The sequence below is a fragment of the Variovorax saccharolyticus genome (assembly GCF_030316765.1).
Lineage (GTDB): Bacteria > Pseudomonadota > Gammaproteobacteria > Burkholderiales > Burkholderiaceae_C > Variovorax > Variovorax saccharolyticus.
Genome location: NZ_JASZYT010000005.1, coordinates 220,475 through 238,537 on the forward strand (window position 1 = coordinate 220,475; position 18,063 = coordinate 238,537).

10 protein-coding genes are annotated in these 18,063 nt (G+C 69.6%); 1 reads left to right on the forward strand and 9 read right to left on the reverse strand.

The features are described from left to right. Positions 1 to 8 precede the first annotated feature (8 nt). The 9 genes from QTI45_RS17345 to QTI45_RS17385 all read right to left on the reverse strand — a co-directional run bounded on the left by QTI45_RS17345 (position 9) and on the right by QTI45_RS17385 (position 16,173). The gene (locus QTI45_RS17345; protein WP_353621318.1) at positions 9 to 6,656 is read right to left on the reverse strand and encodes a cadherin-like domain-containing protein; all 6,648 of its coding nucleotides are present in this window, start codon (positions 6,654 to 6,656) and stop codon (positions 9 to 11) included. After that, positions 6,616 to 9,189 carry a hypothetical protein gene (locus tag QTI45_RS17350; RefSeq protein WP_286655306.1) on the reverse strand — a complete coding sequence of 858 codons (2,574 nt, stop codon included), beginning with the start codon at positions 9,187 to 9,189 and terminating at the stop codon, positions 6,616 to 6,618. Before QTI45_RS17350 ends, QTI45_RS17345 begins: the two co-directional genes overlap by 41 nt. A gap of 47 nt (positions 9,190 to 9,236) precedes the next feature. Continuing rightward, positions 9,237 to 10,661, reverse strand: coding sequence for a DUF4347 domain-containing protein (locus tag QTI45_RS17355; RefSeq protein WP_286655307.1), 1,425 nt, complete (start codon positions 10,659 to 10,661; stop codon positions 9,237 to 9,239). 78 nt (positions 10,662 to 10,739) lie between these two features. After that, positions 10,740 to 11,942 (reverse strand): hypothetical protein, encoded by a 1,203-nt coding sequence (locus QTI45_RS17360; RefSeq protein ID WP_286655308.1) that lies wholly within the window; start codon positions 11,940 to 11,942, stop codon positions 10,740 to 10,742. 26 nt (positions 11,943 to 11,968) lie between these two features. Beyond that, positions 11,969 to 12,451, reverse strand: coding sequence for a YidH family protein (locus tag QTI45_RS17365; RefSeq protein WP_286655309.1), 483 nt, complete (start codon positions 12,449 to 12,451; stop codon positions 11,969 to 11,971). Continuing rightward, positions 12,448 to 12,831 (reverse strand): DUF1622 domain-containing protein, encoded by a 384-nt coding sequence (locus tag QTI45_RS17370; protein ID WP_286370403.1) that lies wholly within the window; start codon positions 12,829 to 12,831, stop codon positions 12,448 to 12,450. Before QTI45_RS17370 ends, QTI45_RS17365 begins: the two co-directional genes overlap by 4 nt. 38 nt (positions 12,832 to 12,869) lie before the next feature. Continuing rightward, positions 12,870 to 13,253, reverse strand: a complete 384-nt coding sequence (locus QTI45_RS17375) for a response regulator transcription factor (RefSeq protein ID WP_286655310.1) — start codon at positions 13,251 to 13,253, stop codon at positions 12,870 to 12,872. A 47-nt stretch (positions 13,254 to 13,300) separates the two neighbouring features. Beyond that, positions 13,301 to 13,921: a response regulator transcription factor gene (locus QTI45_RS17380; protein ID WP_286655311.1), complete on the reverse strand. Its 621-nt coding sequence runs from the start codon at positions 13,919 to 13,921 to the stop codon at positions 13,301 to 13,303. Between the two features lie 14 nt (positions 13,922 to 13,935). Beyond that, positions 13,936 to 16,173, reverse strand: coding sequence for a sensor histidine kinase (locus QTI45_RS17385; protein ID WP_286655312.1), 2,238 nt, complete (start codon positions 16,171 to 16,173; stop codon positions 13,936 to 13,938). 248 nt (positions 16,174 to 16,421) lie between these two features. Here QTI45_RS17385 and QTI45_RS17390 point away from each other — a divergent pair, with 248 nt between their 5' ends. Beyond that, positions 16,422 to 17,933, forward strand: a complete 1,512-nt coding sequence (locus QTI45_RS17390; protein ID WP_286655313.1) for an arylsulfatase — start codon at positions 16,422 to 16,424, stop codon at positions 17,931 to 17,933. Positions 17,934 to 18,063 lie beyond the last annotated feature (130 nt).

Consider the following 18,063-nt stretch of genomic DNA (forward strand, 5'->3'; position numbering starts at 1 on the left):
CGCCGTTGTCATTCGGCTATGGGTAGGCTCGCCGGGCCGATCGCATGAAGCCGCGCTGCCGCGGCCTGGAGCTGGGCCCTGAAGCCCAGCGCGGTCTGCGGGTCGGGGGGCGTGTCGTTCACGGCCAGATCCTCGGCCGCGGGCGTGAAGAGAGAGGGCGCGGCCAGCAGGCCATCGGCGCCGAGGTTGACGCGGCCCTCGCGGCCGAGGATCCAGGCCAGGTCCTGCGCGCTTTCGCGCCGGCTTTCGCCCACGGCGGTCCCGACGTGCTGGTGCGGCACGATGCCGAGTCCGGCGCCCAGCGAGCCGCTTCGGATCTCCGGCGTGCCCAGCCAGCCGCTTTCGCTGCCGTCGCTGCCGAAGCTGGACAGCCGCAGCGCCGACTCGACCTGCCGCACCACCGGCCCGACGTACACCGCCGGCCGCACGTCGGGCAAGGGCAGGCCGATGTAGTCGTTGCGGTCCAGGTAGCTGAAATAGTCGTACGAGGGCGGCGCCACGTAAGGCGCGGGAATGTCGAGGTCCAGCACCAGCGCCGCGAGGTCGATGTCGCCGCGGCGGTCGCCTACCGTGTAGGTGAAGGTGTCGCGCAGCACCCGGCCCAGCCCGGCGGAAGCCAGCACGTCGGGATTGTTCTGGTCGATGGTGTAGGTGTAGCTGCCGTCGGCGTTGATCACCAGCGTGCCGTATCTGCCGATCAGGGCCTGGCCGATGGCGCCCGCGGTGCCGGTGCCGGCCTCCTCGCCGGTCCGGATGGCGATCACCTGCAGGCCGTCGCCGCCGTCGACGTCCGCGTCGTTCGGCAGCACGTTGCCGGTGGCTTGAGGCGCCGGCCGCTCGTTGGGCGCCACGTTGCTGTCGTCGAGCGCAACCGGCGTGTCGTTGGCACCCTGGATCAGCACGCTCAGTCGCGCATCGGAGGTCGCGCCCGCGGTGTCGCGCATGCGGTAGATGAAGGTCTCGCTGAGCGTCTCGCCCGCGGTACGCAGGGCCTGCACGGCGGGGTTGGCGTTGTCCAGCACATAGCTGTAGCTGCCGTCGGCGTTCAGCGTCAGCTGGCCGTACAGGCCCATCAGCACCTGGCCGGCAGCGACCGATTGCCCGGCCGAGTTGCTCACGGCGAGCACCTGGCGGCTCTCGCCGTTGGCGACACTGTCGACATCGCTGTCGTTGCCCAGCACATTGCCCGTGGGGTTGGTTCCCGGCGTGCCGTTGGCGATGCCGCCGGCCTCGACGGCGGTGGTCGCGTCGTCCTGGGCGACCGGCGTGTCGTTGCGGCCATCGATGGTGATGCGCAGTTCGGTGGTGTCGGTGGCGCGCCAGATGTCGCTCAGCGTGTAGGTGAAGGTGTCGGTCAGGGTCTGGCCGCTCGCGCGCAGGGCCTGCACCTCGGCGAGGCCGTTGTCGACCACGTAGTTCCAGCTACCGTCGGCGTTGAGCGTCAGGTCGCCGTAGAGGCCGCGCAAGCTGCTGCCCACCGTGCCTGCCGTCCCGCTGGCGGCTTCGGTCCCGGTGCGGACCGCCGTGACTTCCAGGGCCTCGCCTTCGAGGTCGCTGTCGTTGGCGATCACGTTGCCGCTCGGATTCACGCCCGGCTGCGCATTGTTCAGTCCGCCCGCCTCCACCGCATCGGCGACATCGACGACCGCCACCGGCGGATCGTTGATGCCGCGGATGATGATGCGGATCTCGGCCAGATCGCTCAGGCCGCCGAGGTCGGTCGCCTGGTAGGTGAAGGTCTCGCTGACGAACTGCAGCGGGCCCAGGGCCAGCACCGCGGGGTTGGTGTTGTCGATGGTGTAGGTGTAGAGGCCGTTGGCGCCGATGATCAGCTGGCCATAGAGCCCGTCGACCAGCGTGCCGTTGGTGTTGTCGGTGGCGGCGTTGACGCCCTGCAGCGGGGCGCCGCTGCCTTCATTGCCAAGGCGGATGCCCGAGACGTGCAGCAGGTCGCCGCGGTCGACGTCGGTGTCGTTGGGCAGCACGTTGCGGGTCGGGTTCACGCTGCTCCCCTGGCCGTTGTCGCCGACGCCGACCGCGACATCGTTCACCGCCACCGGCGCGTCCCATGCGCCGCGCAGCGTGATGGTGAACTGCGCGATGTCGGCAGCGCCCGCGGTGTCGCGCATGCCGTAGCTGAAGACCTCGGTCAGCGTGTCGCCGGGCCGCAGCGCCTGCACCGCCGCCAGGCCGTTGTCGACCTGGTAGCTGTAGCTGCCGTCGGCGCCCACCGTCAGGGTGCCGTACTGGCCGTTGATGGCCTGGCTCGACGCGACCGCGGTGAACGCGCCGCCCGCGGCTTCGGCACCGCCGCGGATGCCGGTCAGTGTCCGGGTGTCGCCGCCGTCGACATCGGTGTCGTTGGCCAGCAGGTTGCCCGTGGGATTGACGCCGGGCGTGCCGTTGGCGGTGCCGCCGGCTTCGGTCGCGAAGGTGGCGTCGTCGACCGCCACCGGGTTGTCGTTGCGCCCCAGGATGATGACGGTGAGCGGCGCCGAACTGGTGGCGCCCGCCAGATCGCGCAGCTGGTAGGTGAAGGTCTCGACCAGCGTGTCGGTGGGGGTGCGCAGCGCCTGCACGAGCGGGTTGCTGTTGTCCACCGTGTAGGTGAGCGTGCCGTCGACGTTCAGCAGCAGCGAGCCGTAGAGACCGGCGAAGGGCGTTCCGATGACGCCGTTGATGACGCCGCGCGCGATGCCGGCGGCGATCAGCAACTCGCCGGAGCCATCGACATCGTTGAACACGTTGACCACGTTGCCGCTCGGATCGAGGCCCGGCGTGCCGTTGGCCTGGCCACCGGCCTCGATCGCGATGACCTGGACCGGATCGGCCACCGGCGTGTCGTTGGCGCCCTGGATGGTCAGGGTCAGCGTGGCGCGGTCTTCGGCGCCGGCGGCATCGATCACCGTGTAGCTGAAGCTGTCGCTGAGGGTGTCGGTCGGTCGGCGCAGGGCCTGCACCGTCGGGTCATTGTTGTCGAGCCGGTAGCTGTAGCTGCCGTCGGCATTGAGGGTCAGCCAGCCGTAGGCGCCGCGCAGTTCGGTGCCCAGCACGCCCGCGCTGCCGGTGGCGGCCTCGGTGCCGGTGCGCACCGAGGACACGGCCCGGGTCTCGCCGTAGTTCACCGGGTCGGCCGGGATCTCGCCGCCATCGACGTCGCTGTCGTTCGCGAGCACGTTGCCGGTCGGATCGACCCCGGGCAGGTTGTTGTTCTGGCCGCCGGCCTCGACCGCGGTGGCGGCATCGTCGGCGGCCACCGGGTTGTCGTTGGCGCCGCGGATCAGCACGATGACTTCGCCCAGGTCGGTCTCGCCGTTGCCGTCGTCGATCGTGAAGGTGAAGCGCTCGGTCAGCAGGTCGGACCCCAGGCGCAGGGCCTGCACCGCGGCGTTGCCGTTGTCGACGGCGTAGCTGTAGGTGCCGTTGGCCTGCATGCTCAGCGTGCCGTACTGGCCGACGATCACCGCGCCGGCCGCGCCGACCGGCGTGTCGGTGCCGCCGGCCGCCTCGGCGCCGGCCCGCACGAAGCTCACGGTCAGTGCATCGCCGTCGGGGTCGAAGGCCACGCTGGTGACGTCGCCCGCCGGATCGACGCCCGGCGTGGCATTGGCCACGCCGCCGCGTTCGGTGGCCAATGCCACGACGTTCTGCGCCACCGGCGGATCGTTGACCCCGCGCACCGTGATCACCAGCTGCGCCAGGTCGCTGAGGCCGCTGGTGTCGGTGAGCTGGTAGGTGAAGATGACATCGACCGTCTCGCCCCCCTGCAGGGACTGCAGCGTGAGGTTGTCGCTGTTGACGTCGAAGGTGAAGGCGCCGTCGGCACCGATGACCAGTGTGCCGAAGTCGCCTGCCACCTGCACGCCGCCGAGCAGCGCGTAGGTGCCGGCGATCGCGGTGCCGTTGCCCAGGCTGGTGCCGGGGGCCACGCCCGACAGCACCACGCCCGGCCCTTCGGGCCCGGTGCCGATGCCGCTCACGACCAGGAGCGAATTGGGCGTGTCGGTGCGGTCGACGTCGAGGTCGACGCCGTTGCCGCCGGGCTGGCCGATGTCGCCGGGGCGGCTCGGGAAGAGGATGACGTTGCCGGCCGGGTTGCCTTCCGCGGCATTGCCGTTGGTGGAGGCGGCCTGGGCGTCCGCATGGTCGTCGCTGGCAACCGGGTTGTCGTTGGCCCCGGTGATGAGGATGCGCAGTTCGGCCAGGGCGTTGAGGCCGCCGGCGTCGGTGACCTGGTAGCTGAAGAACTCGGTCAGCGTGTCGCCCGGCACCAGCCGCTGCACGGCAGGGTCGTTGTCGAACACGGCGTAGCTGTAGCTGCCGTCGGCGCCCAGGGTCAGGGTGCCGTAGACGCCGATCACGACGGTGCCGTTGGCGCTCGTGGTGCCGGGGTTTACCACCGACAGCGGGCCTTGTGCCAGCGGGGCCACGTTGCGCACCCCCGTCACCTGGCGCGTCTCGCCGTTGGCGGCGCTGTCGACATCGGTGTCGTTGGCCAGCACGTTGCCGGTCGCGTTACTGCCCGGTGTGCCGTTGTTCACCCCGCCGGCCTCGACCGCGCTGCCGACATCGCCGACGCCCACCGGCGTGTCGTTGGCGCCGTGGATCGTGACCGTGAGCACGGCGCCGTCGCGCAGGCCCTCGATGTCCGAGAGGGTGTAGTCGAAGCGCTCGACCAGGGTCTGGCTCGACAGCCGCAGCGCCTGGACGGCCGGGTTGTCGTTGTCGACCACGTACTGGTAGCCGCCGTTCAGGTTGACGGTCAGCGTGCCGTAGAGGCCGGCGAAGGAGCGCGCGCCGATCGATGGCAGTACGCCCTGCGGCGTGCCTTGCAGGCCCACCGAGATCACGCGCAGCCGGTCGGCGTTGGTGGCGATGTCGACGTCGGTGTCGTTGGCGAGCAGGTTGCCCGCCGGGTCGAGGCCGACCAGCCGGTTGGAGGTGCCGCCGGCTTCGGTCGCCGAAGCGCTGTCGTCGATCGCATCGGGCGGGTCGTTCACGGGCGCGAGGACGATCTGCAGCGTGTCCTGGTCGATGAGGGCGTCGGCCGGGTTCTGGGTCGGGATGCCGTCGCCGTTCGCATCGCCGGTGTTGCCGCGGTCGTTGGTCAGGATGGTCAGCGTGTCGGCGCCGTTGTAGTTCAGGTTGCCGAGGTACTGCAGGCCGGCCAGCGCGAGGTTGAGCGCCGTGAGGTTGCCACTCAGGGTCAATGTGGCGGTCGCCGAGCCGGTCACCGTGACGCCGGCCGGGATGCTCGCGAGGGTCAGCGTGCCGTGCAGCACCGAGAGCCTGATGTCGAGCGTGCCGCCGGCCGCATCGACGTCGGTCACGGACAGCCCGGTCAGCGCCAGCGCCAGGTCCTCGAAGCCGCTGGCAGCGACCGCGGGCAGCTGGTTCTGCGGCGCATCGTTCTGCTCGACATAGCCGGCATCGGCTGCGGCGGTCGCGCCTTCGCCGAGGCTGACGACGACCTGGCCGAGCCCGCTGGCCGCGTCGGTGTCGATGCGCACCCGCAGGTCGCCGATCGGCTGCGGATAGCTGATGGTGCCGCTCGGCGTGTCGATGCGGAACACGCCCGCCGGCAGCACGCCGAAGCGGTACTGGCCGTTGGTGTCGGTGGTGGTCGTGAAGACGTGGTTGTCGGCCGCCGTGGCGAGGTCGCCGTCGGCGCCGCCCCAGGTCAGGGTCACGCTCTGCCCGGCGAGCGCCGGGCCGTCCGGAACCGCGCTGGCGGTGGCGCTCGCCGTGTCGTTCCAGAGCGTGCCCTGGATCACGCCGAGGCCCGCGCCTTCGGCCAGCACGTAGGTGTTCGGCGTGCCGCCGATGCCGGTGCGCTCGCCATCGACCGCGCCATCGGTGCCCACCGGCGAGCCGCCCCAGCCGGTGAAATCCTCGGGCAGGCTGGTCCAGGTCAGTACTGCGTTGCTGCTGGCGATCGCGGTGCCGTTCGGCAGCGTGACCTGGTAGACCACGCGCACCTGCGCGCCGGGGTCCAGCTGCTCGAAATCGACCGTCAGGCCGCCGCTGGTGCCGACCGTGATGCCGGCCGGCAGCGTCGCTGCCGTGTAGAGGGTGCCGTTCAGCTCGAGGCTGACGAAGGTGTAGGCGCTGCCGGTCGGGAATGAATCCGCGAGGTGGGTGTTGAAGGCCGCCAGGCTGCCGTTCTCGGTGAAGCTCACCGCCACGGTGGCCGTGCCGGTGCTGCCCGCCGGGTTCGGATCGAAGTCGATCACGCGCTTGTCGACACCGCTGAAGCTGGGCTCGACGATGCGCTCGCCCACCGTGTTGCCGACCGCGCGCGGGGCGCCGCCGACCAGCTCGCGGGCGGTCACGTTGAGCACCGTGCCGGCCGTGTTCGACGCCTGGTTGAGCACGCGCGCGTTGAACTCCAGCGAGATCCCCTCGAGGTCGGCGTCGTCGCCGTTGCCGTTCACCAGGTTGCCGAAATTGAAGGTGATGGTCTGGCTGCCGTCCGCATTGACGACCACCTGGATCAGCGACGGATCGAAGATGCCGGTCGGGGCGAGGCCCGAGAGATCGGGCGTGATGGGCCGGGCTTCGGGGCTGTTCTCGTTGCCGTTGATGGCCAGCGTGCCGCCGACGATCAGGTTGATGTCACTGCTCAGCTCGTTCTGCGAGATGAGGGCGACCCGCACCGCGTTGGCGAGCGCATCGGGCGTGATGAAGCCGAGGCCGTTGGGCAGCGTGACCTCGATGTGGTAGTCGGGATTGTTGCCTTCGGGCACCAGCACCAGCACCCGGTAGCGGATCACCTCGCCCACGGCGACCTGCTCCAGCGCGGCCGATGTGGGCGAGGGCGCCGCCGTGTCCGGCAGGCCGCCGACGCGGGAGATCTGCAGCGCCTGGGCGACGTCGAACACCAGCAGTGCGTTGCTCCGGTAGTCGTTGAGCACGCCGGTGTTGAGCGCCGTCGACGCCGGTGCGCTCGCCCGCGGGGTCGGCGCTGCCTGCGGTGCTGCCGTCGAGGCTGGTCCACTGCACTGTCGCCAGGTTGGTGAAGGCGGACTCGGCCGCGGCCGAGGCGTTGACCACGCCCGTGATGCGCAGCACGATGCTGCCGCCCTTGCCGATGTCGATGTTGGCGCCGGCTGCGGTGCGCAACTGGCCGCCGACGATCTCGAAATCGGCGCCGCCGTTGTTGCTCGCGGCGCCCTGGTAGGCCACTCCGGCCAGCGTCAGGTTGTTCAGCTCGGTCGGCAGGGTGTCGAGCAGGCTGATGTCAAAGGCGTCGAAATCGTTGCCGCCATTGCCGTTGCTGATCGTGATGGTGAACTCGACCGCATCGCCGTCGTCGAAGCCCAGTCCCGGATCGGTGACCAGCGTCTGCGCGATCTGCAGTGTCGGTTCGCGCAGGGTCACCGTGGGCGTGCCGCCGGTCAATGCGACGTTGCGGTCGACCGGCGCGGCGCCGTTGGGCGTGTCGCTGTCCGGGTCGCTGAAGGTGATCTGGGCGTTGTTCTGCAGCGCCCGGTTGGCCTGGTTGCCGCTGACGTTGCTCGCCACCAGCCGCACGCGGATCACGAAGCTGTTGTTGCCGACGAGGTTGTCCGCCGCGGCGCCGGTCGCGGTGAAGGTCAGCCGCGCGCCGACGCCGTCGTTGCCGAGGGTGCCGGTGGTGCCGGCGAGCGCACCGGGCGTGACCGTGCCGTTGAAGTTCGCGGCCAGCGCGGCGCTGCCCGCCGTTGTCGTGATGAGTTCGTAGCCGAGCCCGCCGTTGAAGCCCGTGTCCAGGCGCAGGCCCGGCGGAATCAGGTCGTCCAGCCGCAGGGACTGGGTGTTGCCTTCGGGCAGCGTGACGACGATGTCGTAGAGCATGCTCTCGCCGACCACGAGGTCGCTGCCCGTGGTGTGCGCGGCGCTCGAATCGCCGTTGTCCAGGCTGCCGCCGGCGAAGTTCTTGCCGACCTCGGGCGCCGCCACCTGCTGGCCGGCGATTTCCACGATGTCGGCCGGTGCGAAATCGGTGCCGCCTTCGACGCTGGCGTAGTGGGTCAGGGCGGCGCTGCTCTGCAAGGTGCGGGCGGCGTCGATGCTGCCGCTGACCACCACGTCGTAGGTGATGACCACCAGGTTGGCGCCGCTGGCATCGGCGGCCGTTCCGGCGCGGCCGGCCGCGAGCGTGGGGATGGCGCCGGCGTCGAGGAAGCTGATCTCGTTGCCAGACACGCTGTAGTCGATGCCGGCCACGAGCAGGCTGCCGTCGCCGCGGTAGATCCGCAGGTTCGCCGCGCCGAGGCTGTTGCCGACGAAGCTCAGGCCGGCAGGCAGGGTGACGGTGGTGCGGACGTCGAAGGCGCCGCCGCCGCCGCGGTTCTCGATCGCGGTCGCCAGGCGCAGGGTGTCGCCGGCGTCGATGCCGGTGACGTTGCCGTCGACTGCCGCGAGATCGGTCACGCTGCCCTGGAAGGGCACGCCGGCCGAGCCGGGCGCGTTCCAGGTGCCGGTGGTGCCGCTCACCGTGCCGTGGCTGGTGGACACCACGCCATGGCGGATGTCCAGCACCGGCTCGGCCACCGACACGATCACCGCCACGTCCGAGGAGACCAGGTGGTTCTTCGCGATGGTGGTCTGCTGGTCGGACTGCGCGAGCACGTCGAGCGAACGCTGGTCGGCAAAGGGCTGGTCGCCCACGCGCAGGCTGAACTGCAGCTCGACGCGGCTGCCGTTGACCGTGGAATTGACGTAGTTGCCGAAGTCGAAGATCACCGAATTGCCGGGCCCGGTGCTGACCGAGTCGACGGCGTCCGGATTCGTGTTGCCCGGCCCCAGCGTCCACTGCCCGACGCCGCTGCCCTGGCTCCAGGTGACGCCCGCGAGATCGAGCAGCGGCAGCGGCAGGTAGGCCAAGAGCCGGAAGGCTTCGTAGTCGCCCGTGACCAGGTCGTAGCTCAGGCGGAAGGTGACGACATCGCCCGGATGCAGCTCGGGCGTGGCCGAAGGCGAGCCGCCGTTGACCGTCAGCAGCTGGATGTCGACCTGGCGCGTGGCGATCGTGCTGCTGGTGGTCGAGCCATCGGATTCGTCGAAGCCGGTCAGGTTGAAGGCATCGACGAGGAGGGTGCCCGTCACCGTCGCGTTGTTGCCGACGGCGTCGCCTTCGTTGATCTCGCTGTGCGGCGGATGCGGCGTGGCGTAGCTCTGGGCGATGGTGGCGCCATAGCTGATCACCGCCGTGGTGGCGCCGTCGCGGAAGTCCTCGAAGGCCAGGTCGCCGATCAGCGCGCCCAGCTGCAGGGCGCCGGGCGTGGCCCGCAGCGACGCGGCGATATCGAAGACCAGGGTCGTCGTGCCGTCGGCGTTCGGGGTGCTACGGGCGCGGGCGTGACGGTCACCGTCTGCGAATGCGGGTAGTTCGGTCCGGTGACGGTCTCGCCCTCGGGCATGTTGATCGACTGGTCGATCGTGACCAGCGTCGGATGGACCACGAAATCGTGCAGCGATGCCTCGACCAGGCTCGGGTCCACGGTCGGGTTGTCGAGCGCGTCGTTGCCGAACTCGAAGCCGCCGCGGGCCCGGATCGTGAGGTCCGGCGTGCCGTTGGACAGCGCGGTGTCGGCCAGGTTGCTGAGCTGCGCGGTGACCTGCACGGCCACGGTCGGCTGGTCCTGCGACAGGCTGCCGTAGGGCAGCTGCAGCACCACCAACTGGTCGCCGGGACGCATGCCGACGCTGGCCGCCGTGATGACCAGCGGATTGCCGCTCGCATCCCGGGCCAGCGGATGGGTGGCGTTGCCGGCCGCGTCGAAAGTCACGACGAAGGACTGCACCGGCTGGCCGAGGTAGCTGGCCGCGATGAAGGTGGCGCCGTCGTTGCCGTCCTTGCCGGTCGCCGGCATGAAGAGGTCGATGTACGGGGCATAGCCGATGTCCACCGAGGTGTTGCTCATGTTGACCGTGAAGCTGAACTGGCCGCCGAGCAGGGCGTCGGTGCCGCCCGCCGAGAGGCTGACGCTCGGGCCGGCGGCCAGCAGGCCCTGGAAGCCGGCGAGCGCGGCGGCGTCGAGCGCGATGGCCTTGTCGACGTCGCCGCTGCGCACCTCGAGCGTCCAGTTGCCGCCGGCGGCCGCGTTGCCGGTGTCGTCGGCCGAGGCGCCGACGTCGGCGCCGGTCCAGCGCGCCAGTTCGCCCACGAGGGTCCGGCCCGCGAGGCCCTCGCCGACCCGGCAGCCGTACAGCTGGATGTCGGCGCCGGCGCCCAGTTCGGCGCGCCAGCCGCTCAGCAGCTCGCCGGCCTGCGCGATGTTGTCGCTGGAGAGCGTGCGGCTGCCCAGCGTGAACTGGCCGGAGGCGCCGTGCGAGAAGATCTGGATCGATTCGACCGGACCCATCTCGGCCAGCGCCGCGGAGATCGCGGCCAGGCCGTCGGTGCGGCTGTCGACCACCAGCAGCCGGGCATCGGAGGGCAGCTGCGCCGCCAGTTGGGTACGGTTCTCGACCCGGCTGTCGATCACCACCAGCTGCTGCGCGACCGGTGCCGGCGGAACGGGTGCAGGCTGGGCTTCGGTCGTGACGGGCATGCGGGGCCCGGCGTCGGCCGGATGCGAAGGATCGGTGTGCTGCTGCTCGGTGGCCGCGGCCGCATCGAACAGGATGCGCGGCTCAAGTGCCAAGGCGTTGCTTTGCGGAGCGAATGCGTTCATGTGGGAGAGATCCGTTGAACCATCTCGGAGCATTCAAATCGTCAAGCCGTCATGCGTCAAGCCTGTCCTGCCCGGCGGCTAGAGGAACAGCCCCACCATCTTTTCGAGCACCTTGTCAAAGGGCACCAACGCCAGCGCAACCACGCCGAAGGGCAGGGCGGTGGCCATGGCCAGCGTGAAGGCGCTGCGCAGTTCGACCGGTATGACCCGCATCTGGTAGGCCTTCTCGACCGACTGGAACAGGTCGGCCACGGCGGAGAAGTCGGGCGACGACAGCGGCTCGGCGGTCTCCGGGCCCGGTGGGGAGCGCATCCATCGGTCCTCCAGGCTGGTGCCGACGCGCTGCGCGAGCGCGCCATAGGCCTTGACGCCCTGGCGCCAGGTCCGCAGCAACGGCGCGCAGAAGCACAGCAGCGGGGCCGTGAACAGCACCAGCACGAAGACGATGCTGCCGAAGGCGACCCGGCCAAGCTGCTCGGGCGTGATGTCGCCGCCGGCCAGCAGGTGCGCCAGCTCCAGCGCTGCCACGATCACGCCGATCGCGATGCCGAGCAGCGAGAAGCTGTTGAGCGAGTAGCTCACGAACATGAGCCCGCCCGCGCCTTCCGGGTGCGAAGCGACCAGCCGCAGGTCGAGCCGCGAGACCCGCCACAGGTAGAGCGCCCAGAGAAAGATCCGCCAGGCCCAGCCGAGCAGCAGGACCAGCAGCAGGGGCAGGCTGACCAGCATGGCCCACCAGCTGGCGGGCGAGCGTCCCAGCGGCGCGCCTTCGCTGGCCGAGCGATGCCAGTCGGGCAGGAAGCTCGTCGGCACATGGGTCACGAGCAGGACCGCGAGCACATAGGCGAGCACCACCGCAACGGCTTCGACCAGCCACCAGTCGCGCAGCCGCCGGATGGAGTGGACCACGCGCTCGTAGGCCGGGAGTTCAGTCGCCGGGATCAGGCCGCGATCCCTGAAGGTGTGCGCGAGTTCGCCCAGCAGCGGGATGCACGCCGCCTCGGCCAGCACCAGCAGCGGGGCCACGATGAGCGAGCGCGCATGCACCGAGGCATCGCGCAGGAAGGCCCGCCACACTTCGTCGTGGCCCGCGGGAATGGACAGCAGCGCGAGCAGCAGCAGGGGCAGCCAGCCGACGCAGGCGACGATCAGCGCGCGCCGGACCACATGCTGGTGGTCCGGATCGAAGCGCCCCCAGAGCCGCAGCAGGCGCAGCGGCGGCCCGCCGTTGAAGAGATGGAGTTCGCGCGTGTCGCGAAGATCGGGAGCGTTGCTGGGCAATGGACTCTCGCGGTGGTGCCGCGTCCTCAGGTGAGCATCAGCCAGATGGCGCTGACCGAGCCCATCACGAGGATGGCGAGGGTCAGCAGCGTGACCGACATCGAACTCGGCTCGAAGCGCTCCTCCACGATCTCGTGATGCACGCGGCGATAGCGCAGCAGCGCCCACAGCAGCAGCACGACACCGACGATGACCATGCCGAGCCCGACGGTGGCCGCGTCGCGCAACGCAAACGACTCCTGGTTGAGCTTCTCGGCGTTTCCGCTCTGCTGCAGGTAGATGCTGAAGCGGTTGATCGTGATGCCGAAGCTCATGAGCGACAGCGCCGTTCGCAGGTAGGCGAGGTGGGTGCGTTCGTTGGCCAGGTGCGATCGCACATCCGACAGGGCGGTCCGGTGCTCCGACATCTGGGTCCGAAAGGCGGACAGCTGGGTGGCGGTGTTGGTGGGCTCCTTGGCGACCTCCTGCGCCAGGTCGGGCGGCAGGTCCGGCAGGCGGGGCCCGGTCATGGCGGCTTTCCTCGTGCCGCCGCCTTCGACTCCTCGGTCTCGAGCGAGATCCGGCGCGCCATTTCGAGGTCGCGTCCCAGGAAGAAGCCCAGCAGCGTGCGGATCGCGGCGATGGTGGCGAGGCGGCCGAGTTCGTCCCAGCTCGGCGCCACCACCGTGGAGACCAGGTCGGCTGCCAGCATGAACTCCAGCCCGACCATCAGCCAGCGCGACATGCCCTGCCAGACGCTGAGCGACAACTCGCTGGCCGCCGCCCCCGTGAACGCGCCGACCAGCAGGTTCTTGATCGCCAGCAGGGCACCGATGGCGAGCAGCACCAGCGTCGCCGCCTCCAGCAGCTGGGACAGGATGATGGCCGAGTCGTGCAGCAACTGTTCCATGGGATTCTGGTTGTACCGGCAAGCGTCCTGGCCCGGAACTAGCCTTTGGTTAAGTCGCTGCCGTGCCGGCGGATCGCCTCGAGCAGTTCGTCGCTCGAGAAGGGCTTGCGCAACAGGCATGACGCCTTCGCCTCGGCCGCCAGCCGGGCCAGCGCGGCATCGTCGCTCGCCGTGATGAACACCACCGGGACCCGGATGTCGGCCGCCTGCATGCGCATCTGGACTTCGAAGCCGGACAGCCCCGGCATGTGGATGTCGAGAATCACGCAGGCCGGGCGCTGCGTGTCCAGCGAGGCCAGGAACTCCTCCCCCGATGCGAAGCTGCTGACCCGGTAGTCGGCGAGCCGCAGCACCCGCCCGAGCATCGTCCGCATGGGCGACTCGTCGTCCACCACGGCGATAAGCGGATCGATGGCGTGCACGGCATGAAGGTACCGCGTTGCCGCTGCGGCGGGGACTGGTCTTTGGTTCAGTCCCGTTGTGCCGCCGGGATGCCGAGCCGGGCCGCGATGTGCATCAGCTCGGCCGCGGTCCGCACCTGCATGCGCTCCATGATGCGGGCCCGATGGAACTTGACGGTCTGTTCGACGATGCCGAGGTCGGCCGCGATCTGCTTGTTGAGCCGGCCCCGGACCACGCCCGCGAGCACCTCGCGTTCGCGCGGCGTGAGCGTGGCCAGCCGCTGCTCGCAGACCGTGCTGTCGGCCCGGGCCCGGCGGATCGATGCCGATTCCGCGAAGGCGGCGCGCACCGCGCTCGCCAGCGCCGGCCCGCCGACCGGCTTGGTGAGGAAGTCGGCGGCGCCGGCCTTGATCGCCTTGACCGACATGGGGATGTCGCCGTGGCCGGTCAGGAACACGATCGGCCAGGCTTGTCCGGATTCGGCCAGGCGCCGCTGCAGTTCGAGCCCGTCGAGTCCGGGCATGGTCACGTCCAGCACCAGGCAGCCTTCGGTGTCGGGATCGGGCCGGGCCAGGAAGGCTTCGGCCGAGTCGAAGGTCCGCACCTCCCATTCGTCTTCCTGGCGCAGCATCCGCGCCAGCGCCCTTCGCACCGCGGGGTCGTCGTCGACCAGGAAGATGGTGTGCATCGCGCGTTCCACGTTCAGGCGCCCTGCCGTGCGGGCCAGGTGGCGCAGAAGACCGCGCCGCTGTCCGGCGCGTTGGCCGCGGTCAGTGTGCCACGGTGGCCCTCGACGATCGAACGGCAGATCGCGAGCCCCATCCCGGTGCCTCCGGGCTTGGTGCTCCAGAAGGGGTCGAACAGGTGCGGCATGTCGGCCGCCGCGATCCCGCTGCCCTGATCGATCACGCACAGGCGCACCCTCGTGCCGAGCAGCTCGGTGCGGACGACCAGCCGGCGGCGCGCCGGCGCGATGCCGGCCATGGCGTCGGCGGCATTCAGGATCAGGTTCAGCAGCACCTGCTGCAATTGCACCCGGCCGCCGTCGACCAGCGCGAGCGCTGGCGCGAGCTCGGCCACCGCCTCGACATGCCGCGTCGTCAGCTCGGTGCGCACCAGCTCGAGCGTCTCGGTCACCAGCGCGTTGAGGTCCAGCGGCGCGAGCGTCATCTCGCCGCGCTTGAAGAGGGCGCCGAGCCGGCGGATCACCTCCGCCGCGCGCCGGTCCTCGCTGATGATGTCGTCGCAGATGGCGCGCAGCTCGACCAGGTCGAGTTCAGGCTTGCCGAGCATCTTGCGCGCGGCCTCGGCATTGCCGAGGATGGCGGCCAGCGGCTGGTTGAGCTGGTGGGCGATCGATGCCGAGAGCTGTCCCAGCATCGACACGCGCGTCATGTGGGTGAGCGCCGAACGGTCCTTCTGGGCCTGGAGTTCGGCTTCCTTGCGGGCCGTGATGTCGAGCGCCACGCCGGTGATGCGCCGGCTGCCTTTTTCGGCCCGGCCCCGTGCGGCGATCCAACGCACCTGGCCGCCGGGCTCGAGGACGCGGTACTCGACGTCGAGCTCCTCGTCGCGCTCGACGGCCTGCTGCGCGGCCTGGTGCAGCTCTTCGCGATCCGCCGGGTGCACGGTGTCGAGTACCTCGTTGAGCGGGCTGGCCGCGGTGCCGGCATCTTCCGGCGGCTTGCGGTCGACGTCCCAGATCCAGGTCGAAAGCCGCGAGGCGCGGGCCGCGAGACTCATGCGGTGCTCGCTGCGCTCGAGCGCCAGTGCGGTGTGCCGCCGCCGGCGCCGCTCGATGAACAGAGCGGCGATCAGGAGGGCCTGGATCAGGAACAGCGCCGTCGCCAGCAGCGCCTGGACCCGATACCGGTCCCAGAAGGTCGGCTCCTTGAAGAAGACGACGGCGTCCGGCGGGATGTCGGCCTCGGCGATGCCCCACCTGCGCACCTGCCGCCAGTCGACCTGCAGCACGGCCGGCAGCACCGCCGGCAGGGCCACGGCCGCTGGCGCGACGCCATCGAGCAGCGCATTGAGCGCGTCCGCCGTGAAGCGGCCCATGTCGCGGTTCGCGGGCATGCGCCCGCCCACGATGCCGGTGCCGACGAAGGCGCTGAAGGGCCCGTAGACCGGCGCGCGGGTCGATGCGGCGGCGATTCCCGCGATGGCGTCGCGCGGCGAGTAGTCGCGTCCGGTGCCGTCCCGGTAGTAGCCGGGCGAGAACACCAGGTCGCCGGCACCGAGCGCCTGCAGTCGCGCCTTGAGTGCCTCGGTCGAGAAGCCGGCGAGATATTCGACCACCGCGGGCTTGACCGCGAGATCGTCGAAATCGGCGCGGGCCTGGGCTTCCCAGATGCGGTCGCGCGGGCTGGTGCCCGTGACGACCACGAGCCGCCGGGTGCCGGGATGCCAGCGCAGCGCTTGCTCGACAGTGCCACGGAAGTCGTATTCGACCGGCACGCCAAGCAGCGGGGCCGGCGTCGGCCGGAGGGTCTGAAGATAGGACTTGTCGATCCCGACATGGACTACCGGTGTGCCCGGGAACAGGGCTGGGCGATGGTAGAGGACGAAGTTCAGCGCCGGGTCGCCGATGGCGACGATCGCCCGCGGTGGCCGGTCGGCGTACTTTTCGCGAAGGTAGGTGGCGAGGTTGCGGTCGAAGGCCTCGCCCGAGAAGAGGGGCCGGTCCAGGAATTCCTGGAAGATTTCGACCGGCTGCGCCGCGGTGCTCGCGATCCGTTCGCGCATGGCGCGATCGACTTCGATGTTGGCCGGCAGCAGGCGGTTGTTCGAAAACAGCACCAGCACATCCTTGGGCGTGACTTGCGCGATGGCGCCGGCGGAGATGCAGAGACCGGCAAGCAGCAGCGCCAGGCCCATGGCTGGCGGACGCCTCGCGGCGGCGTCCAGGGGGGCGTGCGCGTAGGTCCGGAACAGCAAGGAATGGTCTCGTCGAGGCGCGTTGAGGCAACACCGATGATGAGATCGCCCCGGCTTGCCGCACATCGGCCCAAGGTGCAGCGCCCCCTGCACCTTGGGGCAATCATGCGCCTGATGGCGCCGGCGCAGCGGGCTCGCCGTCGTCTATACCAAAGGCCAGTTGCGCCGGGAGACGCCACGCGGATGATCGCCATCGCCGCAACCTGCAGCCTGCAGGGCGTCGGTCAACGAACACAAGGAGTCCCGGCATGGCGAAGAGCAAGAAACCGAACATTCTGGTGATGTGGGGCGACGACATCGGCCAGTCGAACCTGAGTTGCTACACGAAAGGGATGATGGGCTATCGCACGCCCAACATCGACCGGATCGCGAAGGAGGGCATGATCTTCACCGACGCCTACGCCGAGCAGAGCTGCACGGCCGGGCGCGCCTCCTTCATCACCGGCCAGTGCGGCCTGCGTACCGGCCTCACCAAGGTCGGCCTGCCCGGCGCCGAGCTGGGCCTCAAGGCCGAGGACATCACCATCGCCGAGGCGCTGAAGCCGCTTGGCTATCGCACCGGCCAGTTCGGCAAGAACCACCTGGGCGACCGCGACGAGCATCTGCCGACGATGCACGGCTTCGACGAGTTCTTCGGCAACCTGTATCACCTGAATGCCGAGGAGGAGCCCGAGGAGGTCGACTATCCGAACGTGAAGGACTTCCCGGACTTCAAGAAGAAGTACGGCCCCCGCGGCGTGCTGCACTGCCATGCCGACGGCAAGGGCGGGCAGAAGATCGAGAACACCGGCCCGCTGACCAAGAAACGAATGGAAACCATCGACGATGAGTTCATGGTCGGGGCCAAAAAGTTCATCCAGGCCGCCCACGACGCCGGTGAACCCTTCTTCGTGTGGTTCAACACCTCGCACATGCACGCCTGGACGCACCCCAAGCCCGAGAGCGTCGGACAGTCCGGCCGCTGGCAGTCCGAATACCACGACGTGATGATCGACCACGACAAGCACATCGGCGAACTGCTCGACTTCCTGGACGAACTCGGCATCGCCGACAACACCTTCGTGAAGTACAGCACCGACAACGGCCCGCACATGAACACCTGGCCGGATGCGGGCACGACCCCGTTCCGCAACGAAAAGAATTCGAGCTGGGAAGGTGCGTACCGAATTCCGCTTGTGGTTCGATTTCCCGGCGTGATCCCGGCCGGTTCGGAGTCGAACGAGATCGTCAGCCACCTCGACTGGTTCCCCACCATCCTGGCGGCGGCCGGCGAGCCCGACATCAAGGAGAAGCTCAAGAAGGGCCACAAGATCGGCAAGACCACCTACAAGGTCCACCTCGACGGCTACAACCTGGTGCCCTATCTCACGGGCAAGGAAGCCAAGAGTCCGCGGCCGGGCTTCATCTACTTCACCGACGAGGGCGACGTCGCGGCGCTGCGCTACGACAACTGGAAGATGCTGTTCATGGAGCAGCGCGTCACGGGCACGCTCAAGATCTGGCAGGAGCCTTTCGTGGTGCTGCGCACGCCCTACATCTTCAACCTGCGCATGGACCCTTACGAGCGTGCGCAGATCACCTCGAACACCTTTTACGACTGGATGTTCAGGCACATCTACCTGCTGGTGCCTGCGCAGGCCATCGTCGGGGAGTTCCTGGCGACCTTCAAGGAATTCCCGCCGCGGCAAAAGGCAGCGAGCTTCAGCCTGGACCAGGTCATCGCGAAGATGACCGAGGCATCGGGCGGCGGCGGTCACTGACGCGGCCGGAGGGGTTCGCGCTGCACTGCCCCAAGGTGCAATTGCGCGCCGCATCGAACCACGTCATTCTTGAGCTCCGCCCGCAGCGACAAGGGGATGCTTCGTCCACCGGTTGGTGCGCGGCGCTCCA